The following is a 15,026-nucleotide window of genomic DNA, read 5'->3' on the forward strand; positions in this document are numbered from 1 at the left end:
TCTCAGCATGTGAGAAGTGTGGACAGCGGGCGAGACGGCATTCCTACGGGCGGGTAACCTGGCAGGAAATGCGCCAGGTTCTCGTACTCGTCACCTGCCGCGGCGAGGTCTGACGGGACAGGCCGGCAGCACGCCGGCCGTACGTCCCCGTCGCCGGTCCGTGACCCGGACCCGTGACATTCAGGCCCGGTCCGGATCCGTGACCGGAATCCAGACCATCTCCCCTGCTCGCATGCGACCGAGATGAGAATCGCCATGTACGACATGTATCCCTGGAACCGTTCCGAAGAGACCGAGGACGAGGCCGCCGCCGCGCTCCAGACCGCGCTGGACCGTCGCGACAACGGGGGCGCTCCCACCCGCTGAGTCCCGCCCTGGCGGATCCCGCCGGAGCGAGGGCCGGCCGAACAGGTCCGTGATCACTTCCATCCCGCGGGCGGACCGGCCCGTGGCGTCCCCGGTGCTCAGGCGGTGGCCTGGAGCATCGTGGGGGCGGGCTCGGTCGCGCGCTCGGCCTGCTCGGCGGAGAGCTTGACGCCCGCGGGGTCGGGGCGGACGCCGCCGACGAAGCTGCTGCGGCGCCAGGAGTTGAGCTTCTCCTCCTTGACCACGTCGCCGCTCTGCGGGGCGTGCACCATGTAGCCGGGCTTGCTGATCATGCCGACGTGGCCGAGGTTGTGGAAGAAGACGAGGTCGCCGGGCTTGAGATTCTTCCAGGCGATCTTCTTGGAGAACGCGCCGTACTGGTCGGCGGCGACGCGGGGCAGCGTGATCCCGGCGGCGCCGTAGGCGCGGAGCATCAGGCCGGAGCAGTCGAAGCCGCCGCGGCCGGTGCCGCCCCAGACGTACGGGGTGCCGCGCTGGGCCATGGCCCACTTCAGGGCCTTCTTCCAGGCGGGCTTGGGAGCCTGCTTGGTGAGGATTTCCTTGAGCTTGGGGCCGGTGAGCGTCACGACCTCGGGCGAGGTCGAGGGCGAGGGGACCGGGGCCGGGGAGGGGGCGGGGGTGTCGGCCTGGGCGAGGGACGGGGTCGCGAACACGGTGGTGCCGGCGACGAGCAGGGTCAGGACGCGGGGGTAAAACTTGCCGGACAGGATGGTTCCTTCCATAAGGCCGGCCGGGTTAGCTGTCGGGCTCGGGCGTGGAGGCCGCCCTACAGCGCGGGAAGCGCTGATTCGCCCCAAGGGATCCCGTCGGAGGCGGCCCAGGGCATGGCTCCGCCGTGCGAAGCGAGATGTCCTGGACCGCCGTGGATCCCAGAAGGTGGTTCCCCGGCTCCGCGCAGGCCGAAAGGGGGACGGCCGGTGCGGATTAGGCGTCGGTTCGAATGGAGAGGACCATAACCAAAGTTAACGAAAGGGTCAATACGTCGCAAAACCGGACAAAACGATCAGGTGTCCCGGGCGTGCGGCAATGTCCGGTGGGTGAGATCCGTGTTCGATTACCGAGACGGACCGGTAGGGTGCCTGCATGGATTCGCGCAACATTCGCCTGGCAGTCATCCCCGGGGACGGGATCGGAGTCGAGGTCGTCACCGAGGCCCTGAAGGTCCTCGAAGCGGTCGGCACGAAGGTGGAGACCACCACCTACGACCTCGGCGCCAAGCGGTATCACCGGACCGGTGAGACCCTTCCCGACGCCGTCCTGGACGAGCTGCGCGGATACGACGCGATCCTGCTCGGCGCGATCGGCGACCCCAGCGTGCCCCCGGGCATCCTGGAGCGCGACCTGCTGCTCAAGCTCCGCTTCGAGCTCGACCACTACGTGAACCTCCGCCCGGTCAAGCTCTTCCCCGGCGTCGAGACCCCGCTGGGCAAGGCCCGCCCCGAGGACATCGACATGATCGTCGTCCGCGAGGGCACCGAGAGCCTCTACGCGGGAGCCGGCGGCGTGCTGCGCCGGGGCACCCCGCACGAGGTCGCCACGCAGGAGTCGCTGAACACCGCCTTCGGCGTCGAGCGGGTCGTCCGATACGCCTTCGACAAGGCGCTCACCCGGCCGCGCAAGAAGCTGACGCTGGTCCACAAGACCAACGTGCTCACCTACGCCGGTGACCTCTGGGCCCGCACCTTCGACCGGGTCAGCCTGGAATACCCCGACGTCACGACCGACTACTGCCACGTCGACGCCGCCTCCATGTTCTTCGTCACCCAGCCGGAGCGCTTCGACGTGATCGTCACCGACAACCTCTTCGGCGACATCATCACCGACATCGGCGCCGCCGTCGCCGGCGGCATCGGCCTGGCGGCCAGCGGCAACGTCAACCCCGACCGCACCGCGCCGAGCATGTTCGAGCCGGTCCACGGCAGCGCCCCCGACATCGCGGGGCAGGGCAAGGCCGACCCGACCGCGACGATCCTGTCGGTCGCCATGCTCCTGGACCACCTCGGCCTGGCCGCCGAGGCCGCCAGGGTCGAGCAGGCCGTGGCCGACGACCTCGTCGAGCGGCTGACCGGCTGGGCCGGCCGGACCACCCACGAGATCGGCGACGACATCACCGCCCGAGTAACCGGCTGACCAAGCCGCCTCCCCGATCCCAGACGCGCCCGGCGGCTCACGTGAGCCGCCGGGCGCGTCTTCGTTTACCCCGGCAGTGCCGGTTTTCGACATGGATGCAGTAGTTTCCCGTTACCCGGTCCATCGCAGAATGGACTCAAGGGCAGACCGCAACAAGAGAAGGATCTCCGTCATGACCACCGCTCAGAAGCTCAGCTTCGACGTGCAGCTCTCCGACCACGCTCGCACCGCAGCCGAGCGTGAGCGGGTACTGGCGGAACCCGGATTCGGGCAGACATTCACCGACCACATGGTCTCGATCGACTACACCGAGGGGCAGGGCTGGCACGACGCGCGGCTCATGCCGTACGGCCCGCTGAGCCTGGATCCGGCGACGGCGGTCTTCCACTACGCGCAGGAGCTCTTCGAGGGCCTGAAGGCCTACCGCCAGGAAGGCGGCGCGATCGCGTCCTTCCGCCCCTACGCCAACGCCGCCCGGTTCAACCTGTCGGCGGCCCGGATGGCCATGCCGGAGCTGCCCGAGGAGACGTTCGTCGAGTCGCTGGAGCTCCTCGTCCAGACCGACCGCGAGTGGGTCCCCACGACCCCGGGCCACAGCCTCTACCTGCGCCCCTTCATGATCGCCACGCAGCCCGCCCTCGGCGTCAACTACCCCTCCCGCACCTACCGCTACATGGTGATCGCCTCCCCGGCGGCCGCCTACTTCGGCGCGGGCCGGCCCGTCTCGGTCTGGCTGTCCACCGAATACACCCGCGCCGCCCCCGGCGGCACCGGCTTCGCCAAGTGCGGCGGCAACTATGCGGCGGCCTTCGTCGCCCAGCGCCAGGCCGTCGAGCAGGGCTGTGACCAGGTGGTCTGGCTCGACGCGAGCGAGCACCGCTACGTCGAGGAGATGGGCGGGATGAACCTGTTCTTCGTCTACGGCGACCGCCTGCTCACCCCGGCCCTCACCGGCACGCTCCTGCCCGGCATCACCCGCGACTCGATCCTCTCCCTCGCCTCCGACCTGGGCCTGACCGCCGAGGAGGGGCGCCTGTCGATCGAGGAGTGGCAGGCGGGCGCCGAGTCCGGCGAGCTCACCGAGGTCTTCGCCTGCGGCACCGCGGCGGTCGTGACCCCGGTCGGCTCGGTCAAGGGCGCCGACCGCGCCTGGACGATCGGCGACGGCACCCAGGGCCCCGTCACCTCCAGGATCCGCGAGGAGCTGGTCGGCATCCAGTACGGCTCCCGCCCCGACGCGCACAGCTGGGTCCACAAGATCTGCTGACCCGGACACGAGGAGAGCCCGACCTCCCACCTGGCCGGGCTCTCCTCGCGGGACCTCCTACGTCCCGGGCAGGTCGTCGGTGTCGATTGTCAGGTTCCTTCGCGCCCGCCCGCGATGCGGAAAACTTCTCGTCAGTGCTTTCGAATCATGGTGAGTCCGTCGGCGATGGGAAGCATCAGCGAGGTCACGCGGCCGTCGGCCATGACCATGTCGTTGAACTCGCGGATGGCCCGGGTGTCGTCGTCGTCGACGGTGGGGTCGGCCACGTGCCCCTTCCACAGGGTGTTGTCGACGAGGATCAGGCCGCCCGGGGCCAGGCGGGACAGCAGGATCTCGTAGTAGACGGGGTAGCCGGCCTTGTCGGCGTCGATGAACGCCAGGTCCACCGCCTGTCCGGTGGGCAGCTCCTCCAGGCGCTCGGCGGCCGGGCCGATCCTGAGCTCGACGCGGTCGGCGATCCCTGCCTTGTCCCAGTAGCGCTGGGCGATGGCCGTCCACTCCTCGCTGATGTCGAAGCAGGTCAGCCTGCCGCCGGGGGCCAGGCCCCGGGCGAGGCAGATCGAGGAGTAGCCGGTGAAGGTGCCCACCTCCACCACGTTCCCCGCGCGGCTGAGCTGCGTGATCATGGTGAGGAACGCTCCCTGGTCGGGAGAGAGCTGCATGGCCGCGCTGTCGCCGGTGGCCTCGCGGGTCTCCAGGGCGAGCGCGTCGAGGACGTCGTCCGGCTGGGTGGTGTGCGCGATCAGGTATTGCCCGATGGCCGGAGCCAGATAAGTCGCCTTCATGCGGGCCATTCTCGTCACCGGCGACCGATCCGCGGCAGAGGCTCGCGCGTGAACCGGCGAGTCGTACATCTCGGATCCTGAGATCGATGTGTCAAATGGTGTCAGCGTATGGCAGACTCCGAAGCATCATGTTCTACGGTCTGCTCATTATCGGCAGGCGCGCTGGCTGAAAAGGGACACCGCCAGCGCGCAGACCTCTCACGTCCGTGAGGGGTTTTTTTGTTTCTCGAAGCCGGATGAGCGCGCGGCGAATCATCGAACCCGCGACAGGAGACTGACATGCCCGACGACCGCTTCCATGTGTATGACACCACGCTGCGTGACGGTGCCCAGCAGGAGGGCCTCAACCTCACGGTGGTCGACAAGCTGGCCATCGCGCGCCATCTGGACGGCCTCGGCGTCGGCTTCATCGAGGGCGGCTGGCCGGGTGCGAACCCGAAGGACACAGAGTTCTTCAGGCGGGCTCAAACAGAGCTCGACCTGAAGCACGCGCAGCTCGCCGCGTTCGGCGCGACCCGCCGAGCCGGTGTGAAGGCAGCCGACGACCCGTTGGTGGCCGCCCTGCGCGAATCCGGCGCGCCGGTCGTGACCCTTGTCGCCAAGAGTCACGACCGGCACGTGGAGCTGGCCCTCCGCACGACTCTCCAGGAGAACCTCGCGATGATCCGCGACACGGTCTCCCACCTCCGTGCGGAGGGACAGCGGGTCTTCCTCGACGCCGAGCACTTCTTCGACGGTTACGCCTCCAACCCAGCCTACGCGCTGGAGGTCCTGCGGACCGCCGCCGAGGCCGGAGCCTCGGTCATCGCCCTGTGCGACACCAACGGCGGCATGCTCCCCGACGAGCTCGCCGAGGTCGTCCACGCGGCCGTGCAGACCTCCGCCCGGGTCGGCATCCACTGCCACGACGACACCGGCTGCGCGGTGGCCAACACCCTGGCCGCGGTGAAGGCGGGCGCCACCCACGTGCAGGGCTGCGCCAACGGGTACGGCGAGCGGTCCGGCAACGCCAACCTCTTCACCGTCGTGGCCAACCTCCAGCTCAAGCGGGGCTTCGACCTCGTCCCGCGGGAGGCGCTGGCCGACATGACCCGGATCGCCCACGCGATCACCGAGGTCACCAACGTCACCCCGAACTCCCACGCCCCTTACGTGGGCGTCTCCGCCTTCGCGCACAAGGCCGGGCTGCACGCCAGCGCCATCAAGGTGGACCCCAACCTCTACCAGCACATCGACCCGGCGCGGGTCGGCAACGACATGCGCATGCTCGTCTCCGACATGGCCGGTCGCGCCTCCGTCGAGCTCAAGGGCCGCGAGCTGGGCTACGAGCTGTCGCCGGAGATCTCGCGCGAGCTGGTCAACCGGGTCAAGGACATGGAGTCCAAGGGCTACACCTTCGAGGCCGCCGACGCCTCCTTCGAGCTGCTGCTCCGCGACACCGTGGCGGGCGAGCGCAGGCGCCACTTCGAGGTGGAGTCCTGGCGGGTGATCGTCGAGCGGACCCGCGGCGGCGAGCTGGTCAGCGAGGCCACGGTCAAGCTGCACGCCAAGGGCGAGCGCATCGTCGCCACCGGAGAGGGCAACGGCCCGGTCAACGCCCTGGACAGGGCCGTGCGGCTGGGGCTGGAGAAGCTCTACCCCGAGCTGGCGGAGGTCGAGCTGACCGACTTCAAGGTGCGGATCCTGGAGGGCACCCACGGCACCGACGCCATCACGCGCGTCCTCATCACCTCCAGCGACGCGACCGGCGAGTGGGCCACCGTCGGCGTCGACGAGAACATCATCGAGGCCTCCTGGCAGGCCCTGGAGCAGGCCGTCACCTACGGCCTGGTCCGGGCGGGCCACGCCGCCGGCTGACCCGGTCCCCGTGGGGTACGGCCACGCCGTACCCCACGCCCCCGGAGGAGGGCCTCAGGAGAGGTCGGAGCCGCTGACCTTGAAGCTGACCGTGCCCCTGGAGGTCTCCAGGCTCACCTTGCCGCCCGCGCAGGAGAGCGAGGGCTTGTCGGTGCCCGGCACCACGACGGTCAGCAGCGAGTCCGGCGAGGCGGGGGAGACGACGGCGGGAGCGGCCTGCTTCTGCAGGTAGGCGGGGGAGACCCAGCCCTGGTAGGGGTTCTGCCGGCCACGGACCACCTCCAGCCCGCGCACCGGAGTGCAGGAGGGCATCGCCACCTGGACCAGCGTCGCCTTCCAGCCCACCTTGTCCTTGACCACGACCCGGCCGCCGCTGTTCGACACGGTGGACAGGTCGGGGGCGAAGTGCCAGAGGTTGCGGACCCGGGAGCCCTTGGGGACCGTGTCGAGCACGGCCATCACGTCCTCCTCGTGGTTGACCAGCACCGAGCGGGTCCTGGGCACGCCGTAGGCCCTGTCGGTCAGCCGGTAGCTCTGCCGGCTCTCCCCGATCGAGGATCTGCTCAGGGCGGTGGCCGTCCTGTTGCGGAACCCGGCGCCGACGACGGACGGCGTGTTGTGCGCCTGCGGGGACATCGTCCAGCGGCGGTAGCCGTTGTTCTCGTAGGAGTGGAAGCCCACGTCGACCAGGACGTCGCGGCCCTGGGCGTAGTAGGTCACGCCGAGATGGTCCTCATGGCCGTGGTACTTCTGGCCGGGGCCGAAGCGGATGGAGTAGAACGCCGACTCGGGCTTGTCCCAGGCGGTGCGCCCGTAGACGTAGCCGTTGCCGAACACCCGCACGGTCTTCTTCGGGTGGTCGTAGCCGACCGGCCGCACATCCGCGCCGCCGTCCCCGATCGGGACCATGAACCCGTTGGGCTGGGTGGAGTGGGAGATGAAGTCCTCCAGCGACTCCCAGCGCCGGGCGATCTCGCCGGGCACCTTCCGGCCGCACGCCGTGATCCCGTCCATCGCGACCTTGAGCCGTTGGTGGACGTAGATCGCGTAGCGCGGGGCCTGCTCGCGCAGCGCCCCCTGGGAGTCGACGTCGAGTTTCACGGTCTCGGTCAGCCGCTTGACGGCGAGACCGGCCCACGAGCTGTTGCCGTAGCGGCAGCCGATGCCCAGCAGCGCGATGTCCTGGTCGATCCCGTGGTTGTGGCCCTTCTCGTACAGGCGCGGGTCGGACAGCATCTTGGCGTGCTCGGCCAGGCTGCCGGTCAGCCAGGAGGCGCTGACGTGCTTGCTGAGGCAGACCAGCGCGGGGGCGCGCAGCGCGATCGGGTGCTCCTGCCAGGCGTACGGGCTGGACTTGGCGCCGCCCCGGCGGGGGTTGTCCGCCACCCAGTCCTTGGCGATCTCGGTGGCACGGGTCAGGTAGGCCGCCTGCCCGGTCGTCTCGTAGTCGGCGACCAGGCGGCCCATCCAGCGCAGGGAGTGGAAGACCATGCTCCATGAGCGGTTGCGGTAGGGGTCGGTACGCCAGTTGACGTCCTTGCCGACCTTCACCGGGGCCAGATCCAGGAACTCCAGCTCGCCGTTCATGATGTCCGGCGCCGTCGGGGTCGCCGGTAACCAGTCGCCCTGGCACTCGGTCGTGCGTTTGACCTTGTCCGCGGCCTCCGCTGTGCCGACCGCCGCGCCGCAGGCCACGAGGAGGATGAACGAGAGGATGAGTGGTGTGGTGCGGCGGCGCACGCCAGTTCCTTCCAGGCCAGATGAAGAGGGCGGATCATGCTGACCGAATCCCACCAAACCGGTCAAGCCGGGTGGACCTCTTCCAGGACATCGTTAGCAACTAGATGCGCGCCGGACGTTTGACGCCCCTCAGGCGTGTCCCCGGGTGCTGGCCCAGATGTTCGGGCGCGGCAGGGGCGCGCCGGACCTGACCGCGCCGGCCCACTCCGCGACGGTGGCCACCGAGGCGAAGTTGGAGTCCATCACCACCAGCACGTGGTCGTGCAGCTCCTCGGCCGTCACGCTGCCCGCCCGGTTCGACAGGGCGAGCGTGCCGGTCGCGTCCGACAGGAACTCCACGGCCAGGCCCCGGTGGTGGGCGTCGCGGGCGGTGGACTCGTCGCAGTTCTGGCTCATGTATCCGGCGACGGTCAGCGTGTCGACCCCCTGGGCGTCCAGCCAGCCGGCCAGGTCCGTCCCCGCGAAGGCCGAGGCCATCGTCTTCTCCACCAGATGGTCGTACGGCCTGCGCCCCACCTCCTCGTGCAGCTCCCACGAGTGGCCGCCGGCGGCGAACAGCGGTGACCCGGCGGGTGAGGTGTGCTGGACCACGACCACCGGGATGCCGTGCTCGCGCGCGGTGTCCATGGCGGTGAGGACGGCGGCCAGGCTCTCCTCGCGCGGGGGATGGGTGATGGGCAGGGCGCCGGTGAAGTATTCGTTCTGGACGTCGATGACGATCAATGCTCGTTTCATGCCCGTAAGCCTGGTGGAGCGGGCCCCGGGGGTGTGAGAGCCCTTCCGGCCATCCACCGCGACGATCAGGCCAGCCCGCGGACGGCCCGTCGCTCCGCGGCGGGGACCGGCGCGTCCGTCGCGCCGGGGCCGCCGAAGGTCTCCCGGTAGGCGGTGGGGGAGACCCCGACCTGGCGGCGGAAATGGGGCCGCAGGGCCACCGCCGAGGCGAAGCCGACGCTGCGGGCCACCCGCTCGACCGGCTCCCGGGTCGTCTCCAGCAGCCGCTGTGCGTGCAGGACCCGCTGGTGGAGCAGCCACTGGGTGGGCGTGGTGCCGGTGACCTGACGGAAGCGCCGGTCGAAGGTGCGGCGGCTCATCAGGGCACGGGCGGACAGGGCGTCCACGGTGAGCTCCTGGTCCAGATGGCGCAGGGCCCAGTCGAGGGCCTCGCCGAGCGGGTCGCCGTCGGCGGGGGCCGGCACCGGGTGGTCGATGTACTGCGCCTGGCCGCCGGCCCGGTGCGGCGGCACCACCAGGCTCCTGGCGATGTCGTTGGCCGTCCGCGAGCCGTACGTCCGGCGGATGAGATGCAGGCAGAGGTCGATGCCGCCCGCGCTCCCCGCGGAGGTCAGGATGTCGCCCTCGTCCACGTAGAGCACGTCGGGTTCGACCCGGACCCGCGGGTACGCCGAGGCGAGCAGCGGGGCGTAGCGCCAGTGCGTCGTGGCCGTGCGCCCGTCCAGCAGGCCGGCGGCGGCGAGGACGAACGTGCCGAGGCAGAGGCCGACCACCGTCGCTCCGCGCTCGTGGGCCCGGCGCAGCGCCTCCAGCGACTCACGCGCCGGCGGGCGGCCGAGCGGCCGCCGCCAGGTCGGCACGATCACCAGGTCCGCCTCGTCCACGGCGGCCAGGCCGTACGGCGCGGCGAGGGCGATGCCGGCGTCCGTGCGCACCGGGCCGCCCTCGGCGGCGACCGCGCGCACGTCGAACTCCGGCGGGCCGCCCAGCCGTTCCCCGAAGACCGCGATCGGCACGGAGGCCTCGAAGAGCGGGATCTCGTCGAACAGCACCACCGCGACCGTCGTGAACCCCATGGCGGGATCCTATCGACGGCTGGCCTCCCGGCCACTCGCGCACCTTTTCCCGCCGGGAGAGGCTGGCCTCTCGACGTCTTTCCCATGGCTGAAGCCCGGGGTCCGCACTCAAGGAGATTTGATGAGATTCGCCGACATCGTGGTCCCCGACACCTCCGCCGCCCGTGGCGCGCTGGAGGTCGCCACCGCCTACTGCTCACCCGCCCTGCTCAACCACTCGGTGCGGGCCTACCTGTGGGCGGCGGCCTACGCGGGGATGAACGGCATCGCCTTCGACGCCGAGCTGCTGTACGTCTCCTCAATGCTGCACGACATCGGCCTGGTGAAGGAGTTCGACAGCCACACCGTGCCGTTCGAGGAGGCCGGCGGGCATCTCGCGTGGGTCTTCGCCGCCGGGGCCGGCTGGCCCGTCGAGCGGCGCGTACGCGCCTCCGAGGTGATCGTGCGGCACATGTGGGACAAGGTGGACCTCGCCGAGGATCCTGAGGGCCACCTCCTGGAGCTGTCCACCGCCCTCGACATCTCCGGCCGGCGGCCGGAGGACTTCTCCGCCGGGCTCCGGGCCGAGGTGCTGGAGCGCTACCCGAGGCTGGGGATCGGCGAGGAGTTCATCGCCTGCTTCAGGGACCAGGCCGGGCGCAAGCCGGACAGCCTGGCCGCCGCGTTCGTCCGCGGCGGCGTCGCCGACCGCATCCGGGCGAACGCGCTGGACGGCTGACAGACCGGCACGGGACTCCGCGCGGGCAGGTACGGGACTCCCGTGCGGCCGTTATGGGACTCCGCGCGGGCCGGTACGGGACTCTGCGCGGTCGTCATGTGACTCCGCGCGGCCGGGCCGGGCCCGGCCGCCGATCGGGTCAGGCGCCGGAGGCGGAGGCGGGGCCGGTGCTCTGGACGACCTCGAACGACCAGAGCTGGGACCCGGTCGCGGCCGGTCCCTGACCGTGGCCGTGCCCCTGGCCGGCGGCCTGGCCGTGGCCGTGCCCCTGCTCCTGGCCGCCGGCCTGGGCGTGGCCCTTCTGGAAGGACTGGCTGTCGGTCCAGCGCTTGAAGTCCTCCTCGGACCGCCAGCGGGTGTAGACCATGTATTGGTCGGTTCCCTCCACCGGGCGGAGCAGCTCGAACCACTCGAAGCCGTCCGCCGACTCCACGATCCCGGCCCGCCCGGAGAAGCGGCGCTCCAGCTCCTCGCGCATCTCCGCCGGCACGGTCAGCACATTGATCTTGACAACGCTCATGTGACCCATCCTGCCCTACCGCCCCCCGCCGCACCGCGAGCGCCGCCTCCCCGGCCGCGCCGTCAGGCGACGGTCCTGCGGGAGCGCGGCGGCTCCTCCAGGCTCACCTGGGCGACGGCCGGGATGTGCTCGGTCTCCAGCGCCTGGCGCATGTGCGGGATGGCCACCCCGTCCAGTTGCTCGCGGATCGCGCTCATCGGGAGGCTCTCGGCGGCCACCACGCGCACCCGCACCTCCGGATGCGTGTCGGTGCCGACCATCGCGGCGCTGGCGCCGAGGATCGCGGGGTGCGCGCTGATGTCGGCGGCCATCGCGTCGGTGACGCCGCCGGTGTGGAGATCGGTGACCCCTCCGGGGCCGCTCGCCAGGCGGATGTCGCCCAGCCTGGCGCGCCGTCCCTGGACCAGCAGCCAGCGCAGGCCGAACAGGGCCAGCACGATCCCCCCGGCGGCGATCACCCACCACAGCCACGGGTCGTAGCGGACGAAGGCCTCGCGCACCGGGCCGTTGACGAGCGGCTCGCGGGCGGGCGCCAGGCTCTGCGGGAACGCGCCCGCGCCACGGGCGACCGTGAAGGCGCCCAGGACCGTCAGCAGCAGCCCGATGATCAGCAGCCCCAGCCGGTTGCCCCTCGGGGTCCTCCTGTCCAAGGCGATCACCTTCCTCGCAGGTTCACGCGCACGGGATAGTCGTCCACCGGGGCGAGCGCGGCGATCCGGTCGGCGACGGCCAGCCGTACGGCCTCGGCCAGTCCCGTGGTGTCCCGCAGGTGGCTGCCGGCCGTCACCTGGGCGGTCGTGCCGTGCAGCCGCACCCGGGCGTGGTCGACGCCCTGGACCTGCCGGGCGGCGTGGGCCAGGGAACGGGTGAAGCCGCGGCGCTGCACGCCGATGACCAGGTCGGGGTCGCCGGTCCTGGCCGGGATGAACCTGGGCCGTCCGGGGACGAGCGCCAGCAGCACCAGCAGCAGGCCCAGCGCGGTGACCACGCTCGCGCCGAGCATCACCCACGGGTCGCTCCACGGTGTCGAGGACGCCCAGCCCAGCATCCGGTCGTACGGCACCCAGCGCACCGGGCGGCCGAGCAGCGCGGAGATCGTCTCCACCGCGACCAGGACGCCGATCACGGTCATCAGGGCGGCCGTGATCACGGCGGGGACCACCCGGCGCGGACGGAAGGCCTTGATCGCCGCTCGGTCCGCCGCCCGGTTCCTCGGGACTGCGGCGGGTGTGGGCGGCGGGGCCTGTTCCGTGAGCGCCGCGCCGGGTGCGGCCGGTGTCTCCGGTGCGGGACTCGCCCCGGAGGTTCGGTGGGACGGACCGGAGGTGGCCGTCATCGGCCGTCCTCTCCCCGGGGCGGCACCACGCCGGTCACGTCGATGTCGATGTGGTCGATGTGCAGGCCGGTCAGCACGCTGACCCGGTCGGCGACGTGCCGCCGGACCGCCTCGGTGACCTGCCGGAGCGGAGCGGGATACTCCACCGACACGTCCAGTCTCAGCACGGTGAGATCCCCGTCCAGGGTTGCGCGGGTGCGTTCTCCGAAGGTCAGCGGCCCCCGCTCGCGGACCTCCCGCACCCGCGCCACCTCCCGGGCCGCGCGCGCCGCGATGCGCGACACCACCCGCTCCGGGATGTCCGTCTTCCCGCGCCGCTCCGCCGGTACGGCAGGCCGTACCGGCGGAGCGGACCGCGCCGCGTCCGCGGGCGAGGTGCCTCCCGGACGCTGGGCGGGGAGTCCGCGCACGTCCGCGGGCGCCTCGGTGGGCGTGGCGCGGTGCTCGACCGGTGTGGTCATTGCCGCCTCACGCCCAGCCGGGACAGGTCGATCTCGCCGCTTTCGACGATGCGGCCGATGAGGAGTCCGACGGCGCCCAGGACGAGCACCAGAAGGAACGCGCCGAGGCCGCCGAAGGCCGCCGCGAAGCCCAGGACGATGCCGACGAACATGCCGGCGATGCTCCATACGGGGAACTGGTTCATCGAATACCTCCGATATAGACGTTCACCGGACGGTCGCCCACAAGCGGGGCGATCGCCGTCCGCACCTCTTGCGCGATCTCCGGCAGTGGCCGTCCCATCTGGACGACGATGGAGACCTCCACCTCGTCGTCGCGCAACGCGACGCCGGACACCCTCTCGCCGGGCAGGTAGGTCGCCACGGTTCCGAAGGGGCCGCCTGACAGGTCGGCGACGTCGGGGCATCGCCGTACGGCGTCGGCGATCTCGTGCGCGAGTTCGCTCACCGGACGCGCGGCCCCTGCTCGGCGTCCTCCGCCCCGCCCTCGTCCTTCTCCTGGCCGGGCATGTGGACGTCGTCGACCTTGATGTTGACCTCGGTCACCTCAAGCCCGGTCATGCGCTCGACGGCCGTGATCACGTTGCGGCGGACGGCGCCGGCGACGTCCGGGATGGCCACGCCGTACTCGACCACCAGGTCGAGGTCGACAGCCGCCTGCCGCTCGCCCACCTCGACGGACACGCCCTGGGTGACGCTCCTGTCGCCGCCGACCATGCCGCGGACCGCGCCGAGCGCCCGTGCGGTGCCGGCGCCCATGTTGTAGACGCCGGAGACCTCCCGGGCCGCCATGCCGGCGATCTTCGCTACGACCCCGCTGTCGATGCTCGTGTTCCCCTTGGGGGTGGCCAGAGCCCCCTGGCCTCCCGGGGCGTCGGTCCGAGCCCGCGGCACCGGGTTCTCGTCGCCCTTCGGCGTGTTCACCGTGTTGGCTTCGGTCACGTCGATTCCTTCCCCCGGGGGGAAGCCGTGTGCTTCCCAACGCTGCTTACAGGGCGTAATACCCCCCATAAGAACAGCAACCGGGACATACCTTTTCGTGGGGAAATCCTGGATATGTGCAATAGGTCCGGTTAACGATGCTTGTCCAAATCTGGTCTGTCGCGGGGCGTCGGGAAGATGTGCGGCGCTCCCCGCGCGGCGCGGCGGCGCCGGGCGACGGCCGGCTCGCCGCCGGGCGGCGGTCCGGCGGGACCGCGGGCGCGACTAGCCTTGTCGTGTGCGTATAGCGAGGTTCTCCACAGGTGAGGGTGTCGGATTCGGCGTGGTCGAGGGCGGACCCGGCGAGGAGTTCATCTCCGCGATCTCCGGGCACCCCTTCGGCCCGATCCAGTTCACCGGTGAGCGTTACTCGCTCTCGCAGGTCAAGCTGGTCGCGCCCATGCTGCCCAGTAAGGTCGTCGCGATCGGCAGGAACTACGCCGACCACGCCCGCGAGATGGGCGGGGACGTCCCCGACGAGCCGCTGGTCTTCCTGAAGCCGTCCACCTCGGTGATCGGTTCGGGGGAGGCCATCGCCTACCCGACGGGGCTGACCCGGCGGGTCGACTTCGAGGGGGAGCTGGCCGTGGTCATCGGCAGGCTCTGCCGGGAGGTCCCCGCGGAGCGGGCCCACGAGGTCGTCTTCGGCTACACCTGCGCCAACGACGTCACGGCCCGGGACCTGCAGAAGAAGGACGTCCAGTTCACCCGCGCCAAGGGCTTCGACACCTTCTGCCCGCTCGGCCCGTGGATCCAGACCGAGCTCGACCCGGGTGACCTGGGCATCACCACGACGGTGAACGGCGAGATCAAGCAGAGCTCGCGCACCTCCAAGCTCATGTACGACATCCCGACGCTGATCGCCCACGTGAGCGCGGTCATGACCCTGATCCCCGGCGACGTCATCCTCACCGGGACGCCCGAGGGGGTCGGCCCGCTGGACATCGGCGACGAGGTCAGCGTCGGCATCGAAGGAATCGGCACTCTCACCAACCGGGTGGTCTCCCGTGATTAGGGTTCGTTTCGCTCCCTC

Annotated in this window: 18 protein-coding genes and 1 riboswitch; of the genes, 6 read left to right on the top strand and 12 right to left on the bottom strand. The window is 70.9% G+C overall.

Translation table 11 applies throughout. The features are described from left to right. The first annotated feature begins 243 nt into the window (after window positions 1–243). Window positions 244–366 carry a hypothetical protein gene (locus tag BM085_RS46985; RefSeq protein ID WP_012894431.1) on the top strand — a complete coding sequence of 41 codons (123 nt, stop codon included), beginning with the start codon at window positions 244–246 and terminating at the stop codon, window positions 364–366. A gap of 98 nt (window positions 367–464) precedes the next feature. On the opposite strand, the gene BM085_RS30055 is transcribed toward BM085_RS46985, so the two are convergent. Then, window positions 465–1,109 carry a C40 family peptidase gene (locus tag BM085_RS30055; RefSeq protein ID WP_093890240.1) on the bottom strand — a complete coding sequence of 215 codons (645 nt, stop codon included), beginning with the start codon at window positions 1,107–1,109 and terminating at the stop codon, window positions 465–467. Next, window positions 1,097–1,313, bottom strand: a riboswitch (cyclic di-AMP (ydaO/yuaA leader). It overlaps the preceding gene by 13 nt. Before the next feature lie 157 nt (window positions 1,314–1,470). On the opposite strand from BM085_RS30055, the gene BM085_RS30060 reads away from it, so the two are divergent. Further along, the gene (locus BM085_RS30060; protein WP_093890241.1) at window positions 1,471–2,517 is read left to right on the top strand and encodes a 3-isopropylmalate dehydrogenase; all 1,047 of its coding nucleotides are present in this window, start codon (window positions 1,471–1,473) and stop codon (window positions 2,515–2,517) included. 172 nt (window positions 2,518–2,689) lie between these two features. Continuing rightward, window positions 2,690–3,784: a branched-chain amino acid aminotransferase gene (locus tag BM085_RS30065; protein WP_093890242.1), complete on the top strand. Its 1,095-nt coding sequence runs from the start codon at window positions 2,690–2,692 to the stop codon at window positions 3,782–3,784. Between the two features lie 131 nt (window positions 3,785–3,915). Here BM085_RS30065 and BM085_RS30070 read toward each other — a convergent pair whose 3' ends face one another. Next, a complete protein-coding gene (locus BM085_RS30070; protein ID WP_093890243.1) occupies window positions 3,916–4,578 on the bottom strand; it encodes an O-methyltransferase in 663 nt (220 codons plus the stop codon). A 270-nt stretch (window positions 4,579–4,848) separates the two neighbouring features. Between BM085_RS30070 and cimA the strand changes: the two genes are divergently transcribed. Next, on the top strand, window positions 4,849–6,426 hold the full coding sequence (gene cimA, locus BM085_RS30075) for a citramalate synthase (protein ID WP_093890244.1): 1,578 nt from the start codon (window positions 4,849–4,851) through the stop codon (window positions 6,424–6,426). Between the two features lie 54 nt (window positions 6,427–6,480). Here the strand turns inward: cimA and BM085_RS30080 are convergent, their stop codons facing one another. The 3 genes from BM085_RS30080 to BM085_RS30090 all read right to left on the bottom strand — a co-directional run bounded on the left by BM085_RS30080 (window position 6,481) and on the right by BM085_RS30090 (window position 9,977). Further along, window positions 6,481–8,166: a heparinase II/III domain-containing protein gene (locus tag BM085_RS30080; RefSeq protein WP_093890245.1), complete on the bottom strand. Its 1,686-nt coding sequence runs from the start codon at window positions 8,164–8,166 to the stop codon at window positions 6,481–6,483. 129 nt (window positions 8,167–8,295) lie between these two features. Next, complete coding sequence (locus tag BM085_RS30085) at window positions 8,296–8,901, bottom strand: cysteine hydrolase family protein (RefSeq protein ID WP_093890246.1); 606 nt, start codon at window positions 8,899–8,901, stop codon at window positions 8,296–8,298. 65 nt (window positions 8,902–8,966) lie between these two features. Then, window positions 8,967–9,977, bottom strand: a complete 1,011-nt coding sequence (locus tag BM085_RS30090) for a GlxA family transcriptional regulator (protein ID WP_093890247.1) — start codon at window positions 9,975–9,977, stop codon at window positions 8,967–8,969. Window positions 9,978–10,098: 121 nt separating this feature from the next. Between BM085_RS30090 and BM085_RS30095 the strand changes: the two genes are divergently transcribed. Next, window positions 10,099–10,695 (top strand): HD domain-containing protein, encoded by a 597-nt coding sequence (locus BM085_RS30095; RefSeq protein WP_093890248.1) that lies wholly within the window; start codon window positions 10,099–10,101, stop codon window positions 10,693–10,695. A 139-nt stretch (window positions 10,696–10,834) separates the two neighbouring features. Here the strand turns inward: BM085_RS30095 and BM085_RS30100 are convergent, their stop codons facing one another. The 7 genes from BM085_RS30100 to BM085_RS30130 form a co-directional block, all read right to left on the bottom strand. Continuing rightward, on the bottom strand, window positions 10,835–11,215 hold the full coding sequence (locus tag BM085_RS30100) for an antibiotic biosynthesis monooxygenase family protein (protein WP_093890249.1): 381 nt from the start codon (window positions 11,213–11,215) through the stop codon (window positions 10,835–10,837). Window positions 11,216–11,277: 62 nt separating this feature from the next. Further along, complete coding sequence (locus tag BM085_RS30105) at window positions 11,278–11,865, bottom strand: hypothetical protein (protein ID WP_143121127.1); 588 nt, start codon at window positions 11,863–11,865, stop codon at window positions 11,278–11,280. Between the two features lie 5 nt (window positions 11,866–11,870). Further along, on the bottom strand, window positions 11,871–12,365 hold the full coding sequence (locus BM085_RS30110; RefSeq protein ID WP_143121128.1) for a DUF6286 domain-containing protein: 495 nt from the start codon (window positions 12,363–12,365) through the stop codon (window positions 11,871–11,873). A gap of 182 nt (window positions 12,366–12,547) precedes the next feature. Beyond that, window positions 12,548–13,012 (bottom strand): Asp23/Gls24 family envelope stress response protein, encoded by a 465-nt coding sequence (locus BM085_RS30115; RefSeq protein ID WP_093890252.1) that lies wholly within the window; start codon window positions 13,010–13,012, stop codon window positions 12,548–12,550. Next, window positions 13,009–13,197 carry a hypothetical protein gene (locus tag BM085_RS30120; RefSeq protein WP_093890253.1) on the bottom strand — a complete coding sequence of 63 codons (189 nt, stop codon included), beginning with the start codon at window positions 13,195–13,197 and terminating at the stop codon, window positions 13,009–13,011. The genes BM085_RS30115 and BM085_RS30120 overlap by 4 nt, the downstream gene beginning before the upstream one ends. Further along, complete coding sequence (locus tag BM085_RS30125) at window positions 13,194–13,460, bottom strand: Asp23/Gls24 family envelope stress response protein (RefSeq protein WP_086578188.1); 267 nt, start codon at window positions 13,458–13,460, stop codon at window positions 13,194–13,196. Before BM085_RS30125 ends, BM085_RS30120 begins: the two co-directional genes overlap by 4 nt. Further along, a complete protein-coding gene (locus BM085_RS30130; RefSeq protein ID WP_093890254.1) occupies window positions 13,457–13,954 on the bottom strand; it encodes an Asp23/Gls24 family envelope stress response protein in 498 nt (165 codons plus the stop codon). The genes BM085_RS30125 and BM085_RS30130 overlap by 4 nt, the downstream gene beginning before the upstream one ends. Window positions 13,955–14,231: 277 nt before the next feature. On the opposite strand from BM085_RS30130, the gene BM085_RS30135 reads away from it, so the two are divergent. After that, window positions 14,232–15,008, top strand: a complete 777-nt coding sequence (locus BM085_RS30135; protein WP_093890255.1) for a fumarylacetoacetate hydrolase family protein — start codon at window positions 14,232–14,234, stop codon at window positions 15,006–15,008. Window positions 15,009–15,026: the final 18 nt, after the last annotated feature.

Origin of the sequence: Streptosporangium canum (assembly GCF_900113865.1) — a bacterium.
In the GTDB taxonomy this organism is placed as follows: domain Bacteria; phylum Actinomycetota; class Actinomycetes; order Streptosporangiales; family Streptosporangiaceae; genus Streptosporangium; species Streptosporangium canum.

Excerpts from the sequence above, each read along its gene's own strand:
- BM085_RS30060 (WP_093890241.1), top strand. The coding sequence starts at position 1,471 with ATGGATTCGCGCAACATTCGCCTGGCAGTCATCCCCGGGGACGGGATC.
- BM085_RS30095 (WP_093890248.1), top strand. The coding sequence starts at position 10,099 with ATGAGATTCGCCGACATCGTGGTCCCCGACACCTCCGCCGCCCGTGGC.
- BM085_RS46985 (WP_012894431.1), top strand. The coding sequence starts at position 244 with ATGAGAATCGCCATGTACGACATGTATCCCTGGAACCGTTCCGAAGAG.
- BM085_RS30090 (WP_093890247.1), bottom strand. The coding sequence starts at position 9,977 with ATGGGGTTCACGACGGTCGCGGTGGTGCTGTTCGACGAGATCCCGCTC.
- cimA (WP_093890244.1), top strand. The coding sequence starts at position 4,849 with ATGCCCGACGACCGCTTCCATGTGTATGACACCACGCTGCGTGACGGT.
- BM085_RS30100 (WP_093890249.1), bottom strand. The coding sequence starts at position 11,215 with ATGAGCGTTGTCAAGATCAATGTGCTGACCGTGCCGGCGGAGATGCGC.
- BM085_RS30070 (WP_093890243.1), bottom strand. The coding sequence starts at position 4,578 with ATGGCCCGCATGAAGGCGACTTATCTGGCTCCGGCCATCGGGCAATAC.
- BM085_RS30120 (WP_093890253.1), bottom strand. The coding sequence starts at position 13,197 with ATGAACCAGTTCCCCGTATGGAGCATCGCCGGCATGTTCGTCGGCATC.
- BM085_RS30055 (WP_093890240.1), bottom strand. The coding sequence starts at position 1,109 with ATGGAAGGAACCATCCTGTCCGGCAAGTTTTACCCCCGCGTCCTGACC.
- BM085_RS30065 (WP_093890242.1), top strand. The coding sequence starts at position 2,690 with ATGACCACCGCTCAGAAGCTCAGCTTCGACGTGCAGCTCTCCGACCAC.
- BM085_RS30115 (WP_093890252.1), bottom strand. The coding sequence starts at position 13,012 with ATGACCACACCGGTCGAGCACCGCGCCACGCCCACCGAGGCGCCCGCG.
- BM085_RS30085 (WP_093890246.1), bottom strand. The coding sequence starts at position 8,901 with ATGAAACGAGCATTGATCGTCATCGACGTCCAGAACGAATACTTCACC.